This is a genomic window from Cohnella sp. WQ 127256 (genome assembly GCF_024519285.1).
In the GTDB taxonomy this organism is placed as follows: Bacteria; Bacillota; Bacilli; order Paenibacillales; family Paenibacillaceae; genus Cohnella.
On record NZ_JAMZCY010000001.1, the window covers coordinates 1,803,584 to 1,829,395 of the forward strand.

Consider the following 25,812-nt stretch of genomic DNA (forward strand, 5'->3'; position numbering starts at 1 on the left):
TGACAAGACGATTAGGATTCAAATTCAACACATAGACTTGCGACGCCATGAGCCGTAACCTCAAAGCCAATCTGGGAACCGATAATGGCAACGTCACCTTCCGTCACCGGACGTTCAAACGTATCGACGAAATAGGCTTTGCTCACCTTGCGGAACAGCTCCAGCTTCACTGAAGTTGTCTTTCCTTCCGTTTCATATCCCCGAACGATCCACTGTTTCTTAGCTTGATTGTTTTCTGGCATCTTAATCGCAGCTATAGCAAGCGTTCCTTCGACAAGCTGGAAGAAGCTCTGCGTTGTCGGTAAGTCTCCAGTGCTCGCAGCTACAGAAAGAGTTTGGAGAGGAAGATGATAATGGGATGATTGTTCGATTAATTTCTGATTACTTGCTGCATCAACCAAACAAATGCTTAAACGAATCTGATGAACTCCTGTGTTCGGATAAGCATCCGGGCCATAGGAGCCACGCAGTAGAGTGACGGAAAGTCCATTTTCCCTTCCTCGGAATCCATATTTGCAATCCGACAAAAGCATAAGGGAGCTGCCCTGCTCACGGTTAGTTGGAACTCCAAGCGCCCAGCTGTTCGCGGGTACATCCAAATCAAGTGAAGGACGTTCAATTGTACCGAATGCCATATCATATCGATAGGAATCACATTCATAACCGAATGGCGCATAAAACTGCAGCTGCGGCGTAAATTCCTTGTCTTTGCCATATTCATGCCAATCACATTCCACGTTATAATCGAGCCTTCTGCTTCCTTGATCCAAAGAAACAGTCACCTTCAGCTTGGATCTGTGAAACGGCACACTGAACGTAATCGACTGCCTTAATCGCTTGCTACCTAGCTCACTACTTTCGATTTGGATGCCTTCAGTAAGCTCAATGATTTTGCGGTATCGGCCTACCAGCCATGCATTTCCGCCCCCCTGGAACGTATCCTCCTCAATGAATCGGAATACGCCGGCGGGTCTGCTGCCATCGATAAGCTGCTGCCCCTTAACTTTGTCGATCAAGGAGACGATGGTTAGCTTCTGCACATCGAGAACTACCTTGAGCAGATCGTTCTCCAACACGAAGGAATACAGCTCCACGGGCGGCAGGTTTTGCCCAGTGAGATAGAAGTCATTTGCCGTAAGAGACGCCATGTCCCCTGCTCTTTCCGTCATGATATAAGTGCTGTATCCCAATGCCGGAACGTTCACTGGCAACAATACTCGTAAAAAAAAGTGCCCCCAATGCTCGACAAATCCGCGGTCAACAAATTGAAACTCGAGTGGATTTCCCTCGTCATCTTGAAACCCGATCGTTTGAATATTTCCATCCCAATCCCAAATCGTGATCTCAGTTAACTCTTTACGCGCGATAGTCGCGCTGTTGAACACGTTGAATACCCGTGTTTTCCCGCGACCACGATCACTTTCACCCGTTCGGAACTGATGCTTAACACTGACCCCCACACCGGCCCCAGCCCCTTCGGAGAAGCTTTCCTTCAGGTTTTCATTGGGAATGAGATAACGGGAAGTATCGATGCGTGAAGCGAGACTCCGCATGGCAGCGCTACGTTTGCTATTTGCCATAGCTGATATTTCTTGGAATGCACCAAGTGCATGATCGCGGGTTTCTGGAATGCCTGTTCCCGGCAAAATATCGTGAAATTGATTAAATAACGTCTTTCTCCAAGCTTCCTCCAATTGCTTTCCATAATACTTGGAAGAAGTCCACAGCGTGGACACACTCGACAATGCTTCAGCTTCATACAGCAGGTTCTCCGAAACCCGGTTCGCTTGCTTCAGACGCGCTTCTGAGCTGTAACAGCCCGTAAATATGAAGTTCAGCTCATTGCGTACAATTGGCAGCTGATCAGCAATTTGCTCTGTTAAAGCGAAATACTCCGCATACTTACCGAAGCGTATGGTCGGGAATATCGGCCACTCTCTCATATCGAGAATGCGCTCTATGTCGCGCCGTGTAGGACCTCCGCCATGATCACCTACCCCATACACTTTCATCATCGTGTTCAAGCCTGTTTGCTGACAAAACTCCGGTACAGTCAGCACCATTTCCGCTTCAGCGCGGGAATCGTACCAATGAGGCTCTTTATAGGCAATAACCGATCGACCAGAGGGTGCCACCCAACGATACAAGTGATGTCCTTCATCGTTATGACCGCGGCAATAGTAATAATACTTAACACCCGCGTGATGTAATGTCTCTGGTACATTAAGGCTGTGACCGAAGGTGTCCGGCTCAAAATCAATTTGCAAATGCTCTGGCTTCAGTCCGAACAAACGCATCATATGATTTTTGGCATATAGAAATTGCCTTGTCATACTTTCGCCGTTCGGCATGTTTTTGTCCGCTTCGACCCATGTGGAGGCTGTAACCTCCCATCGTCCTTCTTGTACACGGACTTTAATCTCTTCTAGCATTTCAGGATCATAGGTTTCGACAATATGATAGGCAGCTGCTTGAGAATGGGAGAAATGGTAATCCGGATACTCCTGAAGCAAGATCAGCATCGTCCGGAATGTGTTAAGTGTTGCCGACACCGTCTCATCCCAGCCCCACAGGAAGTTCATATCCAAGTGTGCATGTGCAACACAAATCAAGTCGTAGGACTTCGCCGCTATAGCCAATGAAGACAAACGTCCCTCTGCATCGTAGACCACCTGCTCCCCAAGCTTACCTTCCCGCTCTAGCGTTTCCAGCAGACCTATGACAACGGTATGAATCAGATCGTCATACTGACCTCCCCTCACCTTAGAAACCCGATTGGCATACTCCAATTGTGCTACGATGCGCTTCCCCCAATAGCTTTCAGTCACGCGGGATTTCAGCTTAACAAGGACTGCATTCAGCTCCTCGGTCTGTATGATCTCCACTCTCCTAAAATCTGCTTCTAGATTAGCTGTTAGTTCATCATTTCTATCAACATCCGCGTTTCATCGTGTGATCTCCAAAGTATCGATCGTGGCACCAATGCGATCCGTGATAAACTTCTCTAGCAATTGTTTGTCCGAAGTTCCTGTGCTTCCACCGTATTCACTAACGGACAATGCACCACAAGCGTTGCCATAGATCAAGCATTCCTCTGGTCGTTTACCTGCCAAATATCCATAAATATACCCAGCATTAAACGAATCACCCGCTCCAGTCGTGTCGACGACTTGGACGGAGAAGCTTGAACGGTATGATTGTTGTCCATCAACCGATGTCACCGCACCTTGTGAACCCAGCTTGAGCACGATGTGGTTGCTGTATGTCGCTAGCACTCTTAGGCTATCCGCTACCGTGGAACAACCGGTGAAATGACTCGCTTCTGTTTCGTTCATAAAGAATACATCAACTTCCTTCATTAATTCGAAGATGCCTGAGTACCATTCCCCGGTGTCGTCCCACCCTACATCAATGGAAGTCGTGACGTTAAGCGCTTTAAGCTTTCTCACTGTTTGCAAGAACTCAAGATGATTGCGGCTTCCCTTATAACCGGTCAAATGAACGTGGCGAGCTAATTTAACGCTATCCATGTCTAACTGCTGCAAGCTGAGCTCGGCGTTGGAACCTGCGAATGTGATAAAAGAACGATCATTCTCAGGGTTGATCGCAATGGAAATACCGGTGTTGCTCTTGCCCTTTCTTATATAACTGGTATCGATTCCATATTGGGTAAATTGAGCCCTAATTAATTGACCAAATCCGTCGTCGCCCAATACCCCGTTAAAGGCAACCTTTAAGCTGAGTTTGGCTAACGCCAAACTAAACAAAGCTGCCCCGCCTCCGACATGAATGGTCATATTTTGAACGAATACCTCTTGTCCCGGGGCCGGAAATTCGTTGCAGCCCTCAACAACCAGATCGATATTCGCGTCTCCAATTACAATGACATCGTAATTTATCAATGGCTCCTCATCTCCATATATTCCAATATGCACCTGCCGTGCACTCTATTTCTTGTGATTCCTTGTCCTACAGCTTTCACGTACAACCAGTTTATGTTCCAAGATGATATCCTCGCTAGGTGCTTCCTTATGGGATATTTGTTTCAATAGCGCCGCCATCGTCACTTTACCCATCTCTTGTATAGGCTGCTCCATCGAAGTTAACTTAGGACGGACGAGCTCCGTCAACTGGCTTCCGTCAAACCCGATAATAGAAATGTCATCCGGTACACTTAGATTCTGATCTCGTATGCAGTTCATTGCTCCAACCGCCATATCATCACTAACGGCAAATACAGCCGTCGGTGGCTGTTTATTGCTCAGTAAATCTTTCATTTGGTCATAACCACTTTGCACCTTATAATCACCGAAACGGATATTTTCATAGACGATTTTTATTTTGTTGTCTGACAGTGCATTTCGATAGCCGCTATAGCGATTTTGTCCAGAGGTAATGTCCCGCATATCTCCACCAATAAAGCCGATTTCCTCATGGCCCAGATCGATCAAATATTTCGTTGCTTCATACGCTGCCTTATAATCATCGATAATTATGGAGGTAAATTCCTGATCCATCGGTTTGACACTTGAGAAAATAACTGGAATATTTAATTTGTGAATTATGCTGCGAATATCCTCATTAATTTTCTCATGCATGATGATGATGCCCTCAACTCGCATCTCCTGAAATACAGTCAAATATTTCAACTCTTTGTCGATATCTTCAATGATGTTACACACCAATAAATTATAATCATTCGAGCTTGCTGCTTCTTCGATACTGCTGAGAATCGTAGAATAAAAGCTCGACGTGAGATCAGGAACAATGACACCTATGAGGTTGGTTTTTTTGCGCACTAAGCTACGAGCAATTTGACTTGGCGCGTACCCCAGCTCTTCAATCGCTTTATTTACTTTGGATTTGAGATCATCTTTAACATATTTTTCTCCATTTAGCACTCTGGACACAGTCGTGACAGAAACTCCCGCCCGTTGTGCTACATCTTTAATTTTAGGCTGCACATTTCTCACCTTTCTAGGTCTATCAATACGTTCGTTAGTAGGGTAATCGCAATTTCTTTCGGTTAATTATCGCATAATTATCGCTTTCACCCAACCCTGTTTAACCTCTCCAACACCACTTCTTCATCGTTTTCTACATATCTGCTACTGTTAGCCACGTATCGAACTCGCGCTTACCTTCTTGAAGGATAATCACTCTAGCGCCGCGCTCCAGTTTTCCATACGTGTTGTTGCCTGTAACACGTCCATAGCCTAATCGAATGCCATGAACCTCCCCGATATAATCATTATCATGATCATGTCCGGCAAAGGTGCCGATGACATCCCCCTGCTCCAGCATTGCCGTGAATAAACCGCTATTTATCTTCGGACAGCAGACTTCTTCGCCTTTATCACCTATACTAGTGCCCTCCTGCCAAGCTTGCTCATATTCTGGAATCGGGATATGGAAAAAGGCCAGTCCAGGTAATATACTCTCATTTTTCTGTATAAGCTTGCTAGATTCCTTACGGTACCACTCCACCTGATCGGAATGTATCCATCCATATCCACCGATAGACTCCGGTGCGTAATCTCCCGAATCAAAGAAGTATAAAACAGCCGCATCCTCTTCGTTAGCAGAGCCAACAACAGGATATACATAATTGCCAATGCCATGAATATCCTCAGGACCATCCTCAGATAAGTTATTAGCGAATTCTTTTAAGATATCATTTAATCGCTGACGCGTAATTCCTTTCTCAGAGTCATGGTTGCCATATATAACAGCGAAAGGTATTCCGGAGTCGACAACACCGGCTATTGCACGGCGGAATGCTCCTTCTTGATCCTCTACATCATAACTAGATATAACATCACCCGTAAGAACGATAAGATCCGGCTTCTCCGATGTAATAATATGTTGCATCCGAGTTAGGGTTTGAACATCCTTTTCTGGTTCAAATCCATCTTTGAGGTGCATATCGGTAAATTGTACAATCTTAAATGTACCTTCTGATCGAAATCTCAATTGGTTGCGTTCCATACGGTAGCTTCCCTTCTATTCAACCTACTGGTCTATTTTTAATTGTTATTCGACGAATAATGGCTGTGAGAACGCAGAATATCCACCTTCCAAGTAAACCGCAATGCGCACATACCCTTCATCACCTTGGCACTCATACTTAGCTTGTTTGATTCGTCCTGTCGATTCGTGCAGCACTTGTCCGTCCTTGCCAAAAAACGTAACGTACTTATACATCTTATCCAGAAGATCATTGGAACGAAGATCGACGACGACGGTATTGCCTTCCACTCTAATTGCATCAAAACCATATCCCGTTGAGACATAGAAGTTGCCTTCTTTTAGCGCTTCGATAATCGCTTCATTCGTATTTTCTTTAGCTCTAACGACATTCCATGCTCGTCTTTCTTGTCCGTACACGTGTGAATCGTCGTTGCCGAATCCCCACACCTTACGTCCTGCGGACAGGAGCGCATCCCACTTATCGAACGCAATATCATACTCTGGATTGCCGTCACCGTTATAGACCTCAACCCCAAGGTAGCTTTCCATCTTAAACATATCATCCAGGTTCCAATAATTAGAGAAATAGCGGTTCGGATGCACAAGAACTGCAAAACCACCATTCTCATTCGCTAGGTCAACAAATCTCTGATAGTTTTCTATCGTGAACTCGCTGCTATAGTTTTCCATAATCGTGTGAGGTGGTTTGACGAGCAACATATGGGTTTGACGACTGCTCACCTCGATGGCTTCGAAAACGGTAGGAATCTCTCTTTCGCCTTCGTGCTTCGTGATTTTATCATGATCTGAAATCCCGAGAAAATCATATCCTCCATACATTTTGTAAACTGTTTCAAGCGGAAACCAACCATCGCTATTCGTTGTGTGATTATGAAAGCTGCCCCTTAAGCAAGTCCCCAGCTCAACATAAGGATTACATATTTTCATCCGTCTCCCCATCCTCTCCTAAGCTGCTTTACTCCTTCATTGAGCCGATCATAACTCCCTTGGCAAAAAAACGCTGCACGAAAGGATAGATAAGAATAATCGGAGCAACAACTAAGATAATCGTTGCCATCTTTAGCGAATTCCCTGTCACTGTGATTTTATCAAGCAAATCGTATCTGACTCCCGCTGCTTGACTGAGTGTGTCCCGCATCGCTTCCGCACTCGTCAACATTTCTTGCAGTAACGTGGATAGGGGGCGTAAATCGGCTTTGCGAATATAGAAAGCTCCAGTGAACCAATCATTCCAATGTCCAACAGCTGTAAACAAGCCAATGACTGCAAGCACAGGTCGACTAAGCGGTAAAATAATGCGCAAAAAGATAGAGAAATCATTGTATCCATCAATCCGAGCAGATTCCTCCAAGCTAACATGAATTTGTTGGAAGAATGTGCGGAATATGATCAAATTCCATGCGCTGTATAAGCTAGGAATGACATATACCCAAATGTTGTTCGTCAGATGGATCGACTGAAGCAACATGTAGTAAGGGATAATGCCCCCTCCGAATAGCATCGTGAAGAAGATAAACATCATGAAGAACTTCCCGCCAGGCAATGTTTTGCTCTTTAATGCGTAAGCTGCCATTGCTGTCAGAAATACGCTTGCAACCGTCCCTACAACCGTACGAAATACAGAAATCCCAAATGCAGTTGCGATATTAGCCGCTTCAAATGCCTTACCAAAGTTTTCTAATGACCATACTCTCGGCCAGAAGTAAATCCCGCCTCTTTCAGCATCTTTGCCCGCATTGAAAGCGAGAGCCAGAATGTTCAAGAACGGAAGAATAATCGATAGACATAACGCAAGAATGAGCAAATAGTTGACGAATTTGAACGCCTTTTCACTTGCGCTGAGTTTATAAAAATCGTTCCCCATGTTCCTCCTCCTTGTGATAGGCTAAGCGGCTTTATTCCACTGCGAATAAAGCCGCCTACCTACTCATTAAACCTTAATATACTCGGAAACCGATTGGCGTTTTTGGATCTTTGTTTTTCTCGGTAATCAGCTTCAGATAGTCGTCCAATCCGGCAGCTTTCAGTTGTTTCAACGCGGAATCCAAAATCTTCTTCGCTTCATCTGTACTCTTAGTATAGTAAGAACGGATGAGACTATCGTTGTAGTTGTCTAGCGCAGCTTTCAGCTCGGTACTTCTATCGAACTCGCCGAGGAATGAAATCGGCGTGTACGTATCCGTAATAACTGCCTCTTTACGTCTATCATCATAATGCCAGTAGTCAATAGCCAATTGACCTCTTGTCGCATCCGTTTTCAGTTTATCTCCATATTCCATTTCACCGAAATCAGCCATAGAATCTGTGTCTGTGCCTCCAAGAATATCGCCCCAGCTATTGTTCACGCCTTTAAAACCAAGCTTTTTGGCTTCATTCGGATCGTTCGCTAACAAATCAATTACTTCTTGTTTAGGAACCGGATTTCCGTCTTGTCCGAGTGTATAGTCACGACCTTCCAATCCGTATTTCCAAAGCATTTTACCTTCTCTACTTGCTAGGTAATCAGCAAATTTAACCACATCTTCTGGGTTCTTCGTAGTTGACGGAATAGCCCATGCACTATAACCGGATTTGAAAGAAACCTCCATTTTGTACGGTCCTTTAATCCCATCCAATGGTCCAAGCGGTAGATAGTGTAGGTCTTGGTTGTAGTCTTGGTAATTGTGTGTGTTTGCAATGATTCCCCAAGTTCCGTTAATCGCACCTTCGGATGTACGACTTTCATCCATAGTAAACATTTCAGCTGAAATCAGCTTTTCTTTCAACATTTTTTGGAAAAAACCCACTTTTTTCATTGCATATTCTGTCTCTGCCTCATGAAGGATTTGTCCGTCATTCGTCATATTGATCCGTTGGTCTTGTTTGCCCCACATCAGGTCAGTAAACAGCATTTCCCAATCCTCGCGACCGTTAGCTCCCCAATATCCAGGACCGATTGGTACGACATCTTTACCATTGGAGTCTTTAAAGTTACCCGCTTTAATCTTTTGGGCTAATTCATACACTTGTTCGCTCGTTTTAATTGTGCTCGGATCGATTTTCAGAGCTTCTGCAATATCCTTGCGAATGTAAGGTCCACCTACATATTTGTTTGTATCATAACCAGCCTGACGGTTAATGTTCATATGAACAAAGTAAGATGAACCATTAAACTCAGGACGGAACATAACGCCATATCTCGTATCGAGCGGTAAAAAGTCCTCTTGCAAATATTTACTGAAGATTTTCGTATTCTTCAAAAATGGAGTTAGGTCAGTGAACATCCCTTCACGAGCCGCCTTCAGTACGACTGGCATCTCCGGTCTACCGCTGTTATTGAGGTAAAAAGCAACGAAATCTGGTAAGTCGCCCGCCGCAAGGCCTGCAATCAAGCCGTCTATGGAGTGCTCTGCCTTCATGATCTCGATTTCGTAATCGATTCCTGTTTGCTCTTTGATTTTCGCTTTGATTTCTGGATTCATATCTTCCGTGTAATCGTCAGTCCCCATGAAGATAAGCCCTTTAATCTTACGATCGGCAATCCACGTAGCTGGCTTTCCTTCAGGTGCAGGAGAAACCGAAGCCGTACCGCTAGCTGGTGCAGACGCTGACGGACTTGCCTTGTCGTTCTTGTTACCATTGGAGCAACCTGCGATCAGCATAGCCACCATCAAAGGAATAGCAAAATACTTTGCCCACTTCTTGCTCATGCATTTTTCCCCTTTTCAAAAAAAGTGATTTTTTATGAAATACGCCAGTAGGCGTCTCCCACCGAATGGATGGTATTTCGGCTCTATGGTAACGATATCATGATATCGTTACCATAGAGAGGTGTCCGAAACTTTACGGGAAATCTTATTCACTGTAATGACGAGGATTAAACCAATAACACCTTGTAGCATACCAATTGCCGTCGCATATCCAAACTGACCTTCTCGCAATCCCACTCGAATAACATAAGTATCTAAAATATCGGCGAGATGCATATTTCCTGGTGTTCGAAGTAAGTAAAGTTGATCAAATCCTGCGGACAATATATTACCCAAGGACAAGATGAACAGGATTACGATAGTGGGAGTTATAGAGGGTAACGTAATGTTCCAAATTTCTCTGAGCTTACTCGCTCCATCCATTTTGGCTGCCTCGTACATATCCGGATTAACACCTGCTATCGCTGCCATATAAATAATGGAATCCCAACCTATCGATTTCCACACATGGCTTCCGAACATAATCTGATAGAAGTATTTAGGATCCATCATGAAGAAGGTGCTTCCGTCTCCATTCATGTTCGTAATCACTTGATTCAGCAAGCCCGTATCTGGAGCTAGAATCCGTTGCATCAAGCCGACAACAACAACCCAGGATATGAAATGCGGTAAGTAAAGGATGCTCTGAGCTACATTCTTAAACCATTTATTGCGTATTTCATTAAACATCAGCGCCAATATTATTGGAAATGGCAGGTACAGGAACATTTTCATACCGCTAATGATCAGCGTATTTCTAACTAATTCTTTACTTTGGTACGTATTAAAAAACATTTTGAAATAATCGAAGCCCACCCAAGGACTTCCTAAGATTCCCTTGTTGAACTTGTATTCCTTAAATGCTAACAGCAAACCGCCCATTGGAATATAGTTGAAAATGATGAAAAACACGATACACGGCAATAACATAAAGTATAGATACCGATGCTGCAATACTCTTCTCCATAACATACTTCCCTGTTTTACGGGCTTCATTGGTAAAGTCGTTTGCTGCATATCCTGAATTCACCTTCTTTCTAATTAATCTATGGTATCGATTCCATAGCGAGCTTACTGATCGAATAATCTTTATCCATTCACCCTTTAATGGGATTTTAGTTCCTAACTTGATTATATTGGCAATAAATTATCGTTGAAGTCTTTCTTTGTTTGTTGCATGTCATCTCTTTGTTAAATTTTGGTTTATCAGAATTATCTAGAATGACGACAAAATTCACCTTCTTCCCTGTTATCCAATTGCGATTATAGTCGAATCGTGCATTTTTATGGAATCGATACCATAACCGTGTAAAAAAAGTGCACTTCCAAAAAGAAAGCGCTTACTGTAGTTTTATTTTACCAAATTATCAGTTAAATTACCATAGTTTATTTGAATTGTTAATGAGTTCCGTAAGCCAATGCGGCTCACGTGTAGTTATGGCATTTACTTGCATTCTGAGAAACCATTCCATTACTTCATAAGAATTTATTGTATATACCCAAACCATCAAACCTGAAGCATGGGCCCTATCCACCACAGGTGGAAGACAAGTGAAGCCATTCATGTTCAGTCCGACATATCCACCTTGTATCGCTTCCCTGCAAATGATGTCCGCGAACTCCCCATACCTCTCCATTTGTTCCAATGACAGTTCATCCGGCGTGTTCATCATCACTTGAATGTCCGGATACCGCTGTGTAAGGGTATCTGAACATCCTGTTATGAACACCCTCTTCTCTGCTCCGTACTGGCGGATGAGGTTAACTGTGGGATCAATAGCTGCTGCTGTCTTCAGATCCAAATTCAATTTCATCCCAAGAGAATCCGACTCTCGCAGCACTTGTTCCAATGTGACAATTGCATGATCCTGATATACCGGACCGAGCAGCTGTCGAATGTCGGGCTGATTTAGCTGCTCGTACGTATGTAGATGAAGATAGGGTGAATCGTCGTGCAGCAGTAGGGCTACACCGTCTTGAGATACACGCACATCGACTTCAAGGATATGTGCTCCGGATTGGATACCTTCCACGAATGAAGCCATCGTATTATCCGGATGAATCCCAAAACCCGTATGGGCAGCAACCATCGTGTTATACATGTGGAATCACTCCTTTTGCCTGCTGATAGGGTACATCCATCAGGGCCTCATCAGGAAACACTTTAGATAACGAGCTTACTAATCTGGTTTCGAAAGTGTTATTCGATGGGGCCGTTGATGACAATGTATTTTCCTTCTTAGGACTGGATGACAATCATTTGATGGCATTCCAATTGAGGAACCGTATATTCCACTACACCCTCGATTTGTTTGAATTCAAGCTTTGTCAATTGCGGCGCTAGGTACACGTCTTGGACAACACCAGGAATCGTAACAGCTACTTTTATGTTTGCTAGGGGCACGATATCCTCGATGACTTCAACTCCGTTGCCTCGTTTGACAGGTGTTGCATATAACAGATGATTAATGTAGCGGTTTTCTTGCGGCTGATGCTGTAAAGTCACGACTCCTTGCGCAGGCAAATTCGTCTTTAAAGTTTTGCTTGCTGATAGCAGACGGTTGAGTGCATACAGCACGATTTCTTTAAGAACAAGGCTGCCTTTAGTGGCATAATCCTCGAAAACATTCCATGCGATGTAAATCCCCTGTTCGCTTTCCACCATACCAGGTCCGCCGTTATTGTGGGAGCTTGGCGTATGCTGGTGTGAACAGAACGTAAACGTATCCCGGTTAAAATAAGGATCCTCTCTACGCGCAAGCTCTGTTCCCCCATTAAGCTCTATCCGTTGCCCTTGACCATACATGATGAACGAAGCATTCAGTAAGCTCGTCAAAGTAAAATCTGGCTTAAAGTAATCGGGGCGGAACTTATTCTCTTCTACCCATGTGACGCCAAGATCTATACCGAAAGCATCACGAGATAGGCGTAGTCCTGATCTTCCAGTAGCAAGTACCTTGCCGCCTCCAGCTAAATAACCATTCAGTCTGTTCTCAAGCTCCGGTGTCAATAAAACATCGTCTGGAAGAATCATTACCTTGTAGGCACTGAAGTCGACTTCCAGGTCAATGACATCGAACAATAGATTGCCTTCAAGCAGCATTCGAACCGCACCCGATTCGGTCACGCCTGTAAAGTCAGACTGGTCATTCGTCGTATGGGCACCTAGAGCTTCCAGCGATAATAACGCAATATCTGCTACATTGTTCACAGCTGTACACCACTGTTCCTTGTCGGCGACTTCCTTATAAGCTGCTCCGATTAAAGCATAGGTCGCTTCATCCATCAACCCACTTGGATGCAATTGATCCCCAATGGAGCATCTCGCACCATTAGCGATGTTCAGCGATACTTCGTAGCGAAGCGCATTGGGATGTTTGTACCCTCCGAATTCCCCCCAAGTGGTATGGAATTTACCGGTCATGCCGAGGAAATCCATGCCAAGCGCCTGAGCATACCGAGCCGACAATGGAAAATGATCATATCCCCATCCCCCCGTAGGTAGCGACTCCAGCTCAAGGTGGGTATTCATAACTGCCAGATCTCGGCGGCCTCTGCGAATATGGCCGCCATTATGGAAAATGCCCATGCCCGGCTTGATCGAATGAATCGTTTCCCGGACTCTGTTCGTATAGTTCGCATACGTTCTTTCCCCTAGCTCGATTATTGCGGCTATATCCCTTGGATCCTTATTCTCCTTGCGCAAATCGTTTACGCAATTGTGACAGTAACATTTCCGCACACCCACAATGTCTAAGAAAATGCCGTCAGCATCATATCGTGTAACAACTTCCTTGATTTGAGCTAAGAGAACATCAAGGTATGGCGAGTTCATACATAGATCATGATAGCCGGGCTCCATGAAGCTATTGCCCCATAAGGGTTTACCTTCGAAATTGCGAGTCAGCCATTCAGGGTGTTCACGCGCGGCCTTCTCATCCAGCCCTGCTGAAAGATATACAGGGGTTTTGACTCCAATCTCATGGGCAGCTTCGATCATGGCGCCAAGTAAATCAAATTCTAGCTCCGGATGCTGCTCATTGGCTTCCGATGGGTGATAAGCCCAGCCGTGATGACATTTGGAGAAAATCGTAATGGAGTCTACATGCCCTTTTGTAAGCATCTCCTGAAATTGTTGCTTCGAGAATTGGCTTCCTATGCCTGCAATGGCCTCAGAAGTATGAAAATCCAAGTGAACTTGTCTGAACCGCATGTTCATATCCCCCTATGCTCGCGTAACTTCTGTCTTCTATTTTCTATCTCTACTGTAACCGCTTGCGATTCATTGAAATAGAGCTTGAATCGACATTCCATAGGACAAAATCGACTATTATGGTAGATATCGACTGTCAGATTATTTACAATAGAGGAAAGAGCTTGCAAGGAGGACAACCCCTTGGACTGTATTCAGCTGCAAATTCCCCCGCTTCCGCAATTCATTACGATTGGTCATGGGGTATGGAGACCTGGAGATCAGCATTTCGAACGTAATTTTCAAGTCTATGATGTTTTGTTTGTCATGAGCGGAACATTGTATATGACAGAGAATGATATTCCTTATGCGATCGGGGCCGGTCATTTCTTGATTTTAGAACCCGGATTAACCCATTTTGGGCATCAGCCTTGCGAAGATGACACAGACATCTATTGGCTTCATTTCATTCATCCAGGTAAGGCAGAGCGAATATCAGACAAGCATATCCCTTGGTCCACCATCATTGATCAAGGCACGGACAACCATAACTCACCACTAGAGCAATGGATGTATCTTCCCAAATGGACACCGTTTGATGCTACGCCGCTTATTCCTCTTATGAACGAGATGCTGAATGTCCAAAATAAGCTGTGCCATGGAACTGCGCTTCAATTGCATAGCCTTCTTGTCCAATTGTTAGCCCATATGCAGCAATGGCTCTTTCAGTCCTCCAAGCCTTCACAGTCACTGCTTCATAGCAAACAAATCGAAAGCTATCTCATACATCATCGTAATGCCCCTTTTAAAGCGAAAGAAATGGAACATAAGCTCCATTTCCAGTTCGACTATTTAACTAGATGTTTGAAACGACATACCGGAATGACTCCCCTGCAATACGTCAACCACTTAAAAATTGAGGAAGCTAAACGGAGTCTGATCCACACGGACCTGCCGGTACCATTCATAGCCGAAGAAGTCGGAATTACAGATTACAGCTATTTCATTCGGCTGTTTCGCAAGAAGACGGGCATGACTCCGAGTGCATTCCGTAAGATTAGACAGGGCGTTGTTTGATTACACATATCTGCTCCGAGATAGACTTCTATTCTATATCTAATGAAAGACCAAGACTGACATTTAGCATACGCAAGATCATGAGTAGCGACTCAGATCGCGTGGCCTCAGCATTTGGTTTGAATGAACCATCCGCTGTACCTTTTACGATACCCATATTGGATAACGTAACGAGCAGTTCGAGAATTTCTGACGTACCCGCAAAACGATAATAAAACTTAACCGTGCTATCCCTCGACACCACGACCTTCTCAATAAACCCATACTGTACAACTTCATATTACGCGGAAACTCGTTGGCAAATGGTACCAGGGACTGGAAAATCAGTTCAAAGACTCTGTCGAAATCGTCTTGCACCCGTTGAATAATGCAAAATTTTGGAAACAATTATCTAAGGCTGTTCGCATTTGCTTTGTTGGCTTTATGCCGCACTCGTACCAGATGTTTTTAACAACAAGTGTCCCGGCTTTTCGCTCCGCGATTACCTCAGCTCGTCCAATGAGGCTTTCTCCGTATAATAGAGGCAGCACATAATAGCCGAACTTCCGTTTGATTGCAGGCGTATAAATCTCCCAAGTGTAATCGAATCCAAACAACTCGTTGATCAGTTTTCTATCCCATATGAAATTATCTAGCGGGGCAATCAGCTCGCAGCGCAATTTCGGCGCCGGATTTTGCAGGACGACTTCAATAAGCGGCAAATCCTCCGCGCGGCAGTACAGTGTATCCTTCATTTGTTCCACGGCAACAGCAACAATGCGAGCTTCGTGCAACAGCTGGCGGAAAACCTCGTTGCGCTGCTCCGCTCTCAATCCCCATATGTTCAGCCAGGCATCGGATGCGCGATTCCATAAAAGGCCAACAGCGCCGATTCGACGCAGTACCCGCCACTTATGATGCTCAAGCTCGTCCTTCAACGGCTCCGGCGCATTCAGCAGATTTGGCTGTATGTACTTCCCGGCGATATCGTAATATTTACGCGTTCCTTTTTTGTGATGGATAATCAACTCGCCTGTCGAGTACATCTGCTCCAGCACCGACCGAGATGAATTGTTTCCGCTGCTCCAGTGGATGACCGATTGCCAATTGAAATTTCCATCCAATTTTAAATCATTCGAACTTAGCACACCGTGATTTTGGATTTGAGCCAGCACTTGCTCTGCCAACGCTTCCATTTCGGGATAGCGCTTGGCATGTTGTCGGGCAGCCTGCCTGTATCGCTCAAAGTACGGCCAGTCCTCGACAGGGATAATAGCCAGATTCTTGTCGGGATAATCAACCAGGAATCTATCTTTATACAGCAACTCGTCGAGCATGTTCTTGGTAAATCCTCTGATTCGAGACTGCAGCACTAGTTCGGCGTTTTTTCCGCAAACATCGATGGGATCATATTGAATACAACCAACCTGCCGCACAAAATCCAATACTCCCTGCTTTCCGGTAAATTGATATTTTCCCAACAGCCCGTGCTTCAATAACAGAAACTGCCGTGCCTGGCGGTTCGTCAATTGGATCATGTACGCATCAGCTCCTTAACGAAACAAACGGAAGCCACTTGCACATGATAATGGATGGCGAGGTTGATTATCTCAATAAAGTTACAGTCAGCTTCTTGCCATAGTGGTCGTATCCCTTGGGGAGCTTCATCAGCGAACCCCTTTCCTAATTTTCCAATAACCGAACTTTGCTCTTTTTCAACAATTTCAACCACGCCTCTTCCCCCTATCCTTTGGAAAATACACACACAATAAATAAAAAAGCAAACGTATGTTCCTGTATGATTTTACCATTGTCCTGAGCATAAAAACAAGAGCTATTGAAATGCTGCCCGTGTCCTAAGTGTCGCAATCATTAAATCAATGTAATTGAGCGAATCTGTCACATCTCATCTATTATTTAAGATCATCAATATTACACACTCCACTTGTGTGAAGTGTGTAGATAAAAATCAACAATTCGTTGGCTCTTTCGTTTTAACTACTAACCGGTAAAACGCCCGAATAACAATCCGATTAACAAGGATGCAACTCCAATAATAACTAACAGTGCTCCGATCTCGATACTATAGGCTGTTGGTGATCCATGCCGAGTGGGGTCAACTGAATCCCCGTAGCCAGAAACGCCAATCACTCCTTACGCTGTGGCTTCTCCGGATTAAAAATGGCGCCTGCATATCGGGCTAGACGGAGACTTATCTCCGTTCGCAATGTCTCTCGGACGATGCCGAATTTATCCTCATACCCGCGGCAAGAATAACGATGATAGATAATCCCGTCTGCTGTCTCATCATCGAATACCTTAATGTTCCGAATCTTCAGCTCGCGACGAAGCGCGAACAACTCCTTACTGATTCTATCCATTACCATTTGGATGAACTGCTCGAAAAACCGTTTGAAAAGATTAGGATTCCGCTTAACCTCCTGCAGACTCTTGTCACACATCGTAAGCATATGGGGGTACATGATCACGTCACGGATCATGGTAAGCTCATCATTTGTTGCGCGTCCTTGAGTTTTGTTATGACGATCCTGGTATTGCTCCTGATGCTCTGTTAGCAGCATTTTCCCTTTCCATCGTTCGTTACCATCGAGCTTAGTCATTTGTAATGTCCTCCGATCTGCTCCGTACGTTCCCGCGCCACTCCGCTCGACAGCAACGATGATGCCCGCATGATCGCGCCACTACCGTATCTATCTTTGATGGCATCCGTCGTCCGTTCAATATCATACGCTGCTGCCCGATCATCAAAAAGCGTAAGCTGATACGTGCTATCGTCGGATAGCTGTGTCAACGAAATATAGAGATGACTCAGTGGAAGTCCGTGCCAATTGTCTATAAAAAGCTTCCGCGCAGCAGAGGCAATCTCGTGTGTAAGCGAGGTCGGCTGCGGCAGTGTCATCTGCCGTCCAAACCCCGATGAGCGTTGTCCGTCCGTTTCCGCGGCTCCTACAAAAATAACCCGACCTTGATAGCCAAGTCTGCGCGCTCTCCGGCAAACCTCCACAACTAGCTCCAGTAGGACGACCTCTATATCTACCAGCTTTCGGTAAAGACTAGCTCGCAACGTCTTGCCATGACTTACGGATTTCAGATCTCCTCGGATCGATGCCACGACTGGACTCGGATCAATCCCTCGTGCCGTCTGCCAGTAATATTCCGCTTGGATGTCGCTTTGCTTACCCATTCGTTGCCTCATGCGCCGTTTGAAGTCAGCTAGCGGCATTCGGGCAATGTCACCGATCGTATTTAAGCCCATATACATAAAGTGCTGCGTCATCCGAGATCCTACCATAAACATCTTATGGACCGGCAGCGTCCAGAGCTCACGCTCAATATTGTCGTAATCCAGCCTAAAAATGCCATCCGGTCTTTTCTTCGAGAAATTATCAGTGGCTTGCTTAGCTAGTATCTTTGTGGGGCCAATCCCCACACGCGACCAAACGCCTGTTGATAGCTGGACACGTGTTTGGATGTTGTAAGCAAGCTCTTCAGCAGTCCCATAATGATCGAGGGAGCCTGTTACATCCAAGAACTGCTCATCGATACTGTACGGCTCGACCTGGTCTGTGAAAGATTCGAATATCTCCGTAATCAAAAGGGACACCGTAATATAACGCTGCATCCTTGGACGAATAATAACAAGATCTGGACATACGGCAAGGGCTTCAAAAACGCGCGACGCTGTCGTCACGCCCTTCTCCTTAGCCATTGGACAGGCTGCGAGGATAATGCCGCTTCGTCGCTCTGGATCCCCAACCGCTACCGGTTTGTTTCTATATTCCGGGTGTGCCGCCTTCTCTACGGAAGCATAAAAAGATTGACCATCGATCAGAAATATCGTCCGTTCACGAGGCATAACGCATCACCGGCCGAGCGGTCACTATACGATCCGCTGCAAACAAACGCGGCTGCTTCTTCCCAACTTTATTATCTAGGTTGGTCAAATCTCTTCACCTCAGCAAGAACGTTTGTTCTCATAATACTACGAACTAGTGTTCTCATCAATGCATAATTTATACCTGTTTGTACAATTTTCACGGGCAATGGGTAAAAATGCGAAGAAGGAGCTTCACAAAGCAAGCTCCTTCTTTCATTAAACGATATGGCTGTCAGGTTAACTCAGATAAATGGTAGAACGGATCGCGGTTTTTGGAAGTCGCGCTTGCTCTACTTGAGGAAGTACAATCAAATTCCTTAATTGGTTTGCTTGTATTGCCGGGATTTCATACCCCTGATTGGGACAGTGTTAGGTGGCTCGTTTGCTTTAGCGGCAAATTGTTTAACACTTCCGTACATTTTCATATCATCAAGATAACAGCTGTAGAATTCATTAAATTCATCACCGTACAAAGTCCAGATGCTTGAAAAAGTTTTATCATCATCATGGAAAATTGTAAAGCTTGGAGACAAGCTGTCCCAATAACCTAATCTACCTTCAGAATCAAAACATGTGCGAAATTCACTATGACGATTTATCACCGTAGTTATCATGTGGATATAACGAATTCGATTTAATTAATTCATGCCTTGGAGATAGGTATTCGGAAATCATTGTGATGAGCGCCTTTGGATGAGATAGAAAATTATGCATATAACTAATTACAAATCATCTCTGGAAAGGAGCAATAGAAGATGGCCGATTCGATTAAGCCCAACGGTTCACAGCATGCCGCACCGCCATCGGACGATCCGAAGAAGCAAGGCAGATCTGCAGCTAAGAAGAAATCGAAGTAACTCTGATATCAAATGAATGGATAGGCCGCCGGTTGGCACTTTGGATCAGCCGGCAGCCTTGCTGTTTATTGAACTATAGTGTCCCGTTCAAGGGAAGATCAGAGAGTCGCAAGACGGTTATTGACTCGTCGTTGAAGATTTCACCGTTATCACGGAAGCCGAAGCTTTCATAAAGCTTTTTGGCAGCGACGTTATCGGGTTTATAAGGAATCCAGCAGTATTGTGCTGGTCCTGCCGGAAAGGTACGGATAAATTCCAAGATTTTATTCATAGCTTCCCGACCATAACCCCTGTTCTGGTATTCCTTATCAACCATCAGTCGCATGATGCAATAGTTATTATCTGCGATTGACGGTTCTTCGTAACCGGTGATTCCATAAGCCAACATAACAAAACCGACCGGTTGCTCATCTGCGTAAATGGCAAATGGAAATGGATGTCCCCCATTGGTTATTAGGACATAACATGAAGCCACGCTCGACAGATTGGACGCAACGAAGCCACGTTGGTTTTCTGATACTTCCAAGTTAAATATGGCACGTCTGTTTTCCAGTGTAATTTTTCTGAGCGTAATCACGAATGACTTCTCCCTCCATTTCCCGCTTATCTGTTCCGTTTCTCCTATAATTAAACTATCGTGTCCCGTTAGAAAATCAAATCAATCCGAGGGAGCTTAATGAATGGTCGACCGAGGGGCGAATGCCCCGATACGTGAAGATGATGTTAGACTTGAAATCTCCAAAGTGCTAATTATTATTTTTCAGGTGCTTTAAAATTGTTTTACCCCCATAAAAAACAGCCATCAATGCCGCAAGAACACTCAATCCTAATAACTTAGAAAATTCGACATCGAATAGTAATGTAATAATCCATGATACCAACCAAGTCCATCCCGCCCACCAAGATGAATATCCCAAATAAATAATGCTTGGTGAATCCGTAATTTTATAAAGTATTGCACCAACAAGTAAGAACCCAATGGATATATATAAATGCTCCAAAAAAACACCACTTTCATAATAGGAATGCTGCCCGTTAGTTAAACAAAAGCAGCCGATCATTGCGACCGACTGCTTTTGGGTGTCATTATCGATAGAAGTGAGTTCGACTCAGTAGTCGGCCAAGCCGAGGTAGTGCAGCGAGAACAGGTTCCCAAAGCCGAACGCGGAATACGTTTGTTCAAACCCGAATAAGGTCCGTGGAGTGTTCTTGTTGGCCACGGTCAGAGTTGCGTAGGCGGCATTCGCCTCGAAGAAGCTCTGCAGGCGGGTTTTCCCGCTGTCGATCCCCTCGTAGTACTTGTAGACGAAGAAGAACGAATTATCCTGCTTCAAAAGCTCCTTGTTTACCGCGACGTCGCCGTGCCAGTCGTCTCCCGTCTCACCCTCCGGCGTGGGAATCGGAAGCCACAAATAATTATAGACTCCTCTGTTGTACGCCGGGACGGTGTGGGCGATGGGGTTGATCATTTTGCCCTTAGCCAGGCCGTCGTGGACGATGCTGTTCGCGTTCAGGCCTTTGGCTGCGGTGAAGCCCCAGAAGAAGGCCGTATAGTAATTCGTGTTCAGTCCGGCGACACCCTTGCGATCAAAGAAGTATGCTTTTTTCTGCGTCGCCCCCTCGTTGTCACCCTGGCTACCTACCACAAGATCCATCACTCCTGCCTTGTTCTCCTTCGACAAATTCGCGGCGAGATCCTTATAGTAGAAACGCTGGTCGGTATTCTTGAAGAGACTGAATTCCTTATCTTCCTTCAGGCGCTTCATGAAAAGGGCGATGTCGTCCTGTGCATTCCCGTCTTGGATCTGGTAGGGGGCCGAAAGGGCGACGGTCGGAACGGATTTCCCTTCGATCTGCTTGCGGTAGGCGTCGTAGTTGCCAATGTACTTGGCAAATTCACCTTTCGTTAGCGGCAGGCGCGAGACTGGCCATTCCGGAATTACACTGATCGGACGATTCTCCTGAACGATGCCGTAGACGGAGACGTCTTTCAGGTATTTGCTGTCGTTCTTGAAGGTGGAGTATAGGAAATCGGTTACGAACTTCTGGGTTTTGTCTTCCTCGACGCCGTTCCATTCGAAATTGCCCGCTGAAGGCTTCATCTTATTGGTATAGACGAATGAAGGCACGTCACTCGCCAGGCCGAAGATTTGGATACCGGCGACTTTGCCGCCGCGCTTCTTCTGATCGCCTTTAAGGGCATCGTAGAGCTTGGCGGCTTCCTTGTAATTTTTTGCATCGAGCAAAACGTTATTCGTGTTCTTGAACTTAGCGACGTATTGCTTGATAGCCGCGAGGTCCTTAGAGTCGACATTAGAGCTATTATAGACGAAGTAATAGTTGCTTTTTTCCTGTGTTGTCCCGTTGGCGGCGCTGGCAAATGTGCAAAACGGTAAAAGAGCGCAGATGGTTAACAGGGTGATGAAGATGTTTCCACGAAATGTTTTCAACTTAAGTATCCTCCTAAAGTAGCCCTCTGAATATATATGTTACCTCACAAGTAAATTTACGGAAAGGGAAATGAAGAAAAGAAGACGGATTACCTATCGTTCTCCGTTAGTTCAATGCTATCTTCCATTTTAGGTGTTCAAAATTCGTCGATCAACGAAACTCCTTTTGTAATCCGCATTCTACTATCTCGCAAAAAATCACGTGTCCAGTCGTCTGGTTGACTTAAATCCCAGCTTCGGTACATACCGACGAAAACGATAATTTCGCGTAGTCTAAGGAAGAGCCCAAGCTGATCCTTCCAACCTTCAGGCAAATAACGGCCCTCCTCTGTATAGCCTTGCTCGAAATGTTTAATGAAAAGTTCTTACTGCACCTTCCATTCGGACTTCGAATCTTCCCCGAATACATACAGCAAATAATAGAGTTGGATCGCAATGTCTTCGGCATACCAACTATACTGACATTCGTCGAAGTCGAATTAGCCCCTCACGAGAAATTAGGCGTCGATTTCTTTACGAAAGCAGGACCCATCACTGATATTGATCTTATGATAACGGATGAAGAAGCTAATATTGACACAATTGAAGAAATAGAAAGCAAAGTGTCACTGTCCTAATTGCCAAGACAAGCGAAAAAGAGTAGATCACTCCATGGCACCGGATGATCTCCCCCTGTACTCAAAGAGCTGCGATGAGCAGCTCTTTAGAATCTATATTATTATCCTTCAACTAATTGATAAAATCTAATGTCCCCTCCCTCTGTTTCAGCTATTAACATGTCATTCCGCTCTTTGACACGAAAGACCTTTGTTCCGACCCCCAGTTTATTTGCTGTTCCGTTTTTAAAAGCTCTACCCTTATTACTTTGGCGAGTAATTTCAGTTTCTTGTATGTCTTTGGTTAATTCTAACTCATCTACCCAAGGAATTCCTGCATTATAAATGGTGTCTTTATACATAAAAACATTAGCATTCGGTTCCATTTTTAAAACTTCACTTGCGGTTGGATTTCCAATTGTTTTAGTGGACGTGCACCCTGTTGTTATGAAACACACTAACAAAAGAATATACATAACGATTCTCACGCACTTTCCTCCTTCAATTAAAATGATAGGATTAATATCCTTATACATTAAGACCCTAATATTTATTTGAAGGTTGCATTAATCACTCTTTTAAAAGGTCTTGATAATTTGGCGGAAAATCCTCTTTGTTAGGCCCCTTTACGTGCTCGAACTTTACGAGCTTAACATTCACAATCGGGGATATTTCAAACGTAAATAGATCCTCACCAACTGTAATGTGAGGTCCTACAGTAGGAATTGCATCAAGGGTAATCAGAAAGTCATACCCTCGATATCCATTTACTCTTTCAACATGTATCACATCCACGAAATAAGGATACAACTCAGGAGCAGCGTTCAAAACCTTGGAATATACCTCAGCGATCTTGTCATTCATGTATGGCAACAAAAAAAGTACAAGCATATCTTGAAATTGTAATTCCCTAGAATCTTGTACAGGTTTCTTTATTTCAGCAGTAGCACATGGAGTCTGCCATGTAACTAACAATACAATGAAAAGTACAAGTACAATGATAAACTTGTTTCTCATTTAATGACCTTCCCTTCTACAAACTATACCGATACGTTTTCCAAAAGGGGATTTTTTCAATACACAGAACCGTCCGTTAGCGCATGAGGGAGCTTATTGAGCTATAGTGTCCGTTAGTTCAATGCTGCTACCGCCGCGCACCCCACCTCCTCCGCTTTACCATGTATCTCCTTTTTTCTTGTGATAAAACATAACCCCCGGTGATTCTAAATCACCATGGATCTCCACTCCCAGAAAATCGCCGCCTCCGAAACTACCTGCCTGGTAATTTGCATATCCCCGCCCCATGCGTTACTATATTTACATCGACAAATTTGCAGGTCTATACAAGGAGGTTCAAGCACCCATGTGCCCCCGTACCAAAGAACAAAATGAGCTCATCCGCATGCAGCGCAGAGACCAGATCCTGGACGCCGCCGCGCGCACCTATTTCCACACGGGCGGTAGCTTTGATATTCGCGACGTCGCTCGCGACGCCGAGCTCGGTTACGGCACGGTATACCATTATTACCCCAACCGGCATTTATTAATAGAAGATGTGCTGGGCAGTGGCTTCGAGCGATGCGAGCAAGCCCTGGCAGAATGGGCAAACATCTGCGGCGGCAGCCCGGATGATAGGCAGCTGTTGACGTATTGCAAGGCGCTGCTCCGGCTGTGGCAGTCGGACGCCCGCGCATATCTCGTCTACAAAATGGCGGCGGAACATTATGCAGGACTGCCTGAGAAGGATCGGCACCCCATCAAGAGACGATTCATGGATCGGCTGTACGTTCCGCTCCAATCGATCGCCCAGCGCGAAGACGACAGCATCGACCATATGCTTGCCGTGCTGGTCGGCTGCTGTGGGCTGCACTACTATGCGGGTACTTCCGAGCTGGACGTCGATCGAATCGCCAAGCTCGCGATGCAAGCTATTACGAAGGAGTCCTGATACGAATATGGTCATCTTAAAAAGCAAGCATGAAATCGAGGCCATCCGCAAGGCATGCCAAGTGGTGGCCGAATGCCATCGCACGATCGCCTCGTTCATCAAACCGGGAATCACGACGAACGAGATTGAGCGCATCTTCGAGGACATTATCTTGAAGCACGGCGCCAAGCCCTACACGAAGGGCTACAAGGACTATCAATATGCGACCTGTGCCTCCGTCAACGACGTGATCGCGCATGGCTTCCCTAGTGATAAGCCACTTGAGGAGGGCGATATCGTGACGATCGACACGGTCGCGGAGCTCGACGGCTGGCTCGGCGATTCGGCCTGGAGCTATGCAGTTGGGAAGATCTCGCCGACGGCCGAGAAGCTGATGCGCGTCACGAAGGAATGCCTTGACCTCGGCATCGCGCAGGCGCAGCCCGGCAATCGGCTCGGTGACGTGACGAGTGCCATCCAGCGGCATGCCGAATCGAACGGCTTCGGCGTCGTGCGCGACCTTCTCGCGCATGGCATTGGCCGGGACCTGCACGAGGCACCGAACTATATGCATGTCGGCAAGCCCGGGAAAGGCCTCCGCATCAAGGAAGGCATGGTATTCACGATCGAGCCAATGATCACCGAAGGCACCTACTTCATGACAATCGATCCGGACGACTGGACCGCGCGGACGCTGGACCGCAAGCTCGCCGCCCAATACGAGCATACGATCGCCATCACGGCTGAAGGTCCACAAATCCTGACCGCGCAATAGAATAATTAGAGGCCGACCACGAGATGGTCGACTTTTTTTACGTATTCGGGCCAGATGATGCAATGCAAGGTCTCCCGCATGATGGCTGTGGGTGTCGTTAATCGAGCAATTCTGCCCGTTAGTTGAGAAAACGACAGCCAGTAACAACGGCTGCCGTCCCTTTGAGTTTATTGAACAAACGTGTCCCGTTAGCTTAGTTTACGTTAATAAGTGATCATACTTTTATTTTGTTAATATCCATTTTTCTGGGTCCGGAGGTTTTGGTATCTGAACAATAGCTCTGTCAGCGCGAAACCAAGCAGTTTGTTGAGCTCCATTTAATTCATACGTTCTCTGATAGTG

25 protein-coding genes are annotated in these 25,812 nt (G+C 45.4%); 3 read left to right on the plus strand and 22 right to left on the minus strand.

Annotation, left to right across the window (positions count from 1 at the left end):
* Positions 1-11 precede the first annotated feature (11 nt).
* The 10 genes from M1K58_RS08070 to M1K58_RS08115 all read right to left on the minus strand — a co-directional run bounded on the left by M1K58_RS08070 (position 12) and on the right by M1K58_RS08115 (position 13,932).
* Positions 12-2,885 (minus strand): alpha-mannosidase, encoded by a 2,874-nt coding sequence (locus tag M1K58_RS08070; protein WP_256758139.1) that lies wholly within the window; start codon positions 2,883-2,885, stop codon positions 12-14.
* A gap of 60 nt (positions 2,886-2,945) precedes the next feature.
* The gene (locus M1K58_RS08075; RefSeq protein ID WP_256758140.1) at positions 2,946-3,902 is read right to left on the minus strand and encodes a carbohydrate kinase family protein; all 957 of its coding nucleotides are present in this window, start codon (positions 3,900-3,902) and stop codon (positions 2,946-2,948) included.
* 45 nt (positions 3,903-3,947) lie between these two features.
* A complete protein-coding gene (locus M1K58_RS08080) occupies positions 3,948-4,964 on the minus strand; it encodes a LacI family DNA-binding transcriptional regulator (protein ID WP_256758141.1) in 1,017 nt (338 codons plus the stop codon).
* Between the two features lie 133 nt (positions 4,965-5,097).
* On the minus strand, positions 5,098-5,988 hold the full coding sequence (locus tag M1K58_RS08085; RefSeq protein ID WP_256758142.1) for a metallophosphoesterase family protein: 891 nt from the start codon (positions 5,986-5,988) through the stop codon (positions 5,098-5,100).
* A 45-nt stretch (positions 5,989-6,033) separates the two neighbouring features.
* Complete coding sequence (locus M1K58_RS08090; RefSeq protein ID WP_256758143.1) at positions 6,034-6,918, minus strand: CehA/McbA family metallohydrolase domain-containing protein; 885 nt, start codon at positions 6,916-6,918, stop codon at positions 6,034-6,036.
* Positions 6,919-6,946: 28 nt separating this feature from the next.
* Positions 6,947-7,855, minus strand: a complete 909-nt coding sequence (locus M1K58_RS08095; RefSeq protein WP_256758144.1) for a carbohydrate ABC transporter permease — start codon at positions 7,853-7,855, stop codon at positions 6,947-6,949.
* A gap of 73 nt (positions 7,856-7,928) precedes the next feature.
* The gene (locus M1K58_RS08100) at positions 7,929-9,680 is read right to left on the minus strand and encodes an extracellular solute-binding protein (protein WP_256758145.1); all 1,752 of its coding nucleotides are present in this window, start codon (positions 9,678-9,680) and stop codon (positions 7,929-7,931) included.
* Between the two features lie 108 nt (positions 9,681-9,788).
* The gene (locus M1K58_RS08105) at positions 9,789-10,736 is read right to left on the minus strand and encodes an ABC transporter permease (protein WP_256758146.1); all 948 of its coding nucleotides are present in this window, start codon (positions 10,734-10,736) and stop codon (positions 9,789-9,791) included.
* Between the two features lie 359 nt (positions 10,737-11,095).
* The gene (locus tag M1K58_RS08110) at positions 11,096-11,821 is read right to left on the minus strand and encodes a glycerophosphodiester phosphodiesterase (protein WP_256758147.1); all 726 of its coding nucleotides are present in this window, start codon (positions 11,819-11,821) and stop codon (positions 11,096-11,098) included.
* A 137-nt stretch (positions 11,822-11,958) separates the two neighbouring features.
* Positions 11,959-13,932, minus strand: coding sequence for an alpha-amylase family protein (locus tag M1K58_RS08115; RefSeq protein ID WP_256758148.1), 1,974 nt, complete (start codon positions 13,930-13,932; stop codon positions 11,959-11,961).
* A 183-nt stretch (positions 13,933-14,115) separates the two neighbouring features.
* Here M1K58_RS08115 and M1K58_RS08120 point away from each other — a divergent pair, with 183 nt between their 5' ends.
* Complete coding sequence (locus tag M1K58_RS08120; RefSeq protein ID WP_256758149.1) at positions 14,116-14,988, plus strand: helix-turn-helix transcriptional regulator; 873 nt, start codon at positions 14,116-14,118, stop codon at positions 14,986-14,988.
* Between the two features lie 28 nt (positions 14,989-15,016).
* On the opposite strand, the gene M1K58_RS08125 is transcribed toward M1K58_RS08120, so the two are convergent.
* From M1K58_RS08125 to M1K58_RS08180, 12 genes are all read right to left on the minus strand, one after another.
* Positions 15,017-15,229, minus strand: a complete 213-nt coding sequence (locus M1K58_RS08125) for an S-layer homology domain-containing protein (protein WP_256758150.1) — start codon at positions 15,227-15,229, stop codon at positions 15,017-15,019.
* A gap of 82 nt (positions 15,230-15,311) precedes the next feature.
* Positions 15,312-16,505 carry a winged helix-turn-helix domain-containing protein gene (locus tag M1K58_RS08130; protein WP_256758151.1) on the minus strand — a complete coding sequence of 398 codons (1,194 nt, stop codon included), beginning with the start codon at positions 16,503-16,505 and terminating at the stop codon, positions 15,312-15,314.
* A complete protein-coding gene (locus M1K58_RS08135; RefSeq protein WP_256758152.1) occupies positions 16,502-16,699 on the minus strand; it encodes a hypothetical protein in 198 nt (65 codons plus the stop codon). Before M1K58_RS08135 ends, M1K58_RS08130 begins: the two co-directional genes overlap by 4 nt.
* Before the next feature lie 415 nt (positions 16,700-17,114).
* A complete protein-coding gene (locus tag M1K58_RS08140; protein ID WP_256758153.1) occupies positions 17,115-17,588 on the minus strand; it encodes a YhjD family protein in 474 nt (157 codons plus the stop codon).
* Complete coding sequence (locus M1K58_RS08145) at positions 17,585-18,844, minus strand: DNA polymerase IV (protein WP_256758154.1); 1,260 nt, start codon at positions 18,842-18,844, stop codon at positions 17,585-17,587. Before M1K58_RS08145 ends, M1K58_RS08140 begins: the two co-directional genes overlap by 4 nt.
* Before the next feature lie 338 nt (positions 18,845-19,182).
* On the minus strand, positions 19,183-19,479 hold the full coding sequence (locus M1K58_RS08150; RefSeq protein WP_256758155.1) for a CatA-like O-acetyltransferase: 297 nt from the start codon (positions 19,477-19,479) through the stop codon (positions 19,183-19,185).
* Positions 19,480-19,795: 316 nt separating this feature from the next.
* Positions 19,796-20,299, minus strand: a complete 504-nt coding sequence (locus M1K58_RS08155; RefSeq protein WP_256758156.1) for a GNAT family N-acetyltransferase — start codon at positions 20,297-20,299, stop codon at positions 19,796-19,798.
* Positions 20,300-20,468: 169 nt separating this feature from the next.
* Complete coding sequence (locus M1K58_RS08160) at positions 20,469-20,783, minus strand: hypothetical protein (protein ID WP_256758157.1); 315 nt, start codon at positions 20,781-20,783, stop codon at positions 20,469-20,471.
* A gap of 48 nt (positions 20,784-20,831) precedes the next feature.
* The gene (locus M1K58_RS08165) at positions 20,832-22,172 is read right to left on the minus strand and encodes a hypothetical protein (protein ID WP_256758158.1); all 1,341 of its coding nucleotides are present in this window, start codon (positions 22,170-22,172) and stop codon (positions 20,832-20,834) included.
* A 137-nt stretch (positions 22,173-22,309) separates the two neighbouring features.
* A complete protein-coding gene (locus M1K58_RS08170; RefSeq protein ID WP_256758159.1) occupies positions 22,310-22,486 on the minus strand; it encodes a hypothetical protein in 177 nt (58 codons plus the stop codon).
* 404 nt (positions 22,487-22,890) lie between these two features.
* On the minus strand, positions 22,891-23,256 hold the full coding sequence (locus M1K58_RS08175; protein ID WP_256758160.1) for a hypothetical protein: 366 nt from the start codon (positions 23,254-23,256) through the stop codon (positions 22,891-22,893).
* 82 nt (positions 23,257-23,338) lie between these two features.
* A complete protein-coding gene (locus tag M1K58_RS08180) occupies positions 23,339-23,785 on the minus strand; it encodes a DUF3888 domain-containing protein (protein WP_256758161.1) in 447 nt (148 codons plus the stop codon).
* Positions 23,786-24,131: 346 nt separating this feature from the next.
* On the opposite strand from M1K58_RS08180, the gene M1K58_RS08185 reads away from it, so the two are divergent.
* Positions 24,132-24,716, plus strand: a complete 585-nt coding sequence (locus M1K58_RS08185; protein WP_256758162.1) for a TetR/AcrR family transcriptional regulator — start codon at positions 24,132-24,134, stop codon at positions 24,714-24,716.
* 7 nt (positions 24,717-24,723) lie between these two features.
* The gene (map, locus tag M1K58_RS08190; RefSeq protein ID WP_256758163.1) at positions 24,724-25,470 is read left to right on the plus strand and encodes a type I methionyl aminopeptidase; all 747 of its coding nucleotides are present in this window, start codon (positions 24,724-24,726) and stop codon (positions 25,468-25,470) included.
* Positions 25,471-25,812: the final 342 nt, after the last annotated feature.

What these genes read in the sequence shown, in the direction of transcription:
- M1K58_RS08105 (WP_256758146.1), bottom strand. Translation starts at nt 10,736, where the DNA reads ATGCAGCAAACGACTTTACCAATGAAGCCCGTAAAACAGGGAAGTATG.
- M1K58_RS08185 (WP_256758162.1), top strand. Translation starts at nt 24,132, where the DNA reads ATGTGCCCCCGTACCAAAGAACAAAATGAGCTCATCCGCATGCAGCGC.
- M1K58_RS08090 (WP_256758143.1), bottom strand. Translation starts at nt 6,918, where the DNA reads ATGAAAATATGTAATCCTTATGTTGAGCTGGGGACTTGCTTAAGGGGC.
- M1K58_RS08180 (WP_256758161.1), bottom strand. Translation starts at nt 23,785, where the DNA reads ATGAGAAACAAGTTTATCATTGTACTTGTACTTTTCATTGTATTGTTA.
- M1K58_RS08130 (WP_256758151.1), bottom strand. Translation starts at nt 16,505, where the DNA reads ATGATCCAATTGACGAACCGCCAGGCACGGCAGTTTCTGTTATTGAAG.
- M1K58_RS08100 (WP_256758145.1), bottom strand. Translation starts at nt 9,680, where the DNA reads ATGAGCAAGAAGTGGGCAAAGTATTTTGCTATTCCTTTGATGGTGGCT.
- M1K58_RS08145 (WP_256758154.1), bottom strand. Translation starts at nt 18,844, where the DNA reads ATGCCTCGTGAACGGACGATATTTCTGATCGATGGTCAATCTTTTTAT.
- M1K58_RS08115 (WP_256758148.1), bottom strand. Translation starts at nt 13,932, where the DNA reads ATGCGGTTCAGACAAGTTCACTTGGATTTTCATACTTCTGAGGCCATT.
- map (WP_256758163.1), top strand. Translation starts at nt 24,724, where the DNA reads ATGGTCATCTTAAAAAGCAAGCATGAAATCGAGGCCATCCGCAAGGCA.
- M1K58_RS08150 (WP_256758155.1), bottom strand. Translation starts at nt 19,479, where the DNA reads ATGATAACTACGGTGATAAATCGTCATAGTGAATTTCGCACATGTTTT.
- M1K58_RS08160 (WP_256758157.1), bottom strand. Translation starts at nt 20,783, where the DNA reads ATGATCGGCTGCTTTTGTTTAACTAACGGGCAGCATTCCTATTATGAA.
- M1K58_RS08110 (WP_256758147.1), bottom strand. Translation starts at nt 11,821, where the DNA reads ATGTATAACACGATGGTTGCTGCCCATACGGGTTTTGGGATTCATCCG.
- M1K58_RS08140 (WP_256758153.1), bottom strand. Translation starts at nt 17,588, where the DNA reads ATGACTAAGCTCGATGGTAACGAACGATGGAAAGGGAAAATGCTGCTA.
- M1K58_RS08095 (WP_256758144.1), bottom strand. Translation starts at nt 7,855, where the DNA reads ATGGGGAACGATTTTTATAAACTCAGCGCAAGTGAAAAGGCGTTCAAA.
- M1K58_RS08085 (WP_256758142.1), bottom strand. Translation starts at nt 5,988, where the DNA reads ATGGAACGCAACCAATTGAGATTTCGATCAGAAGGTACATTTAAGATT.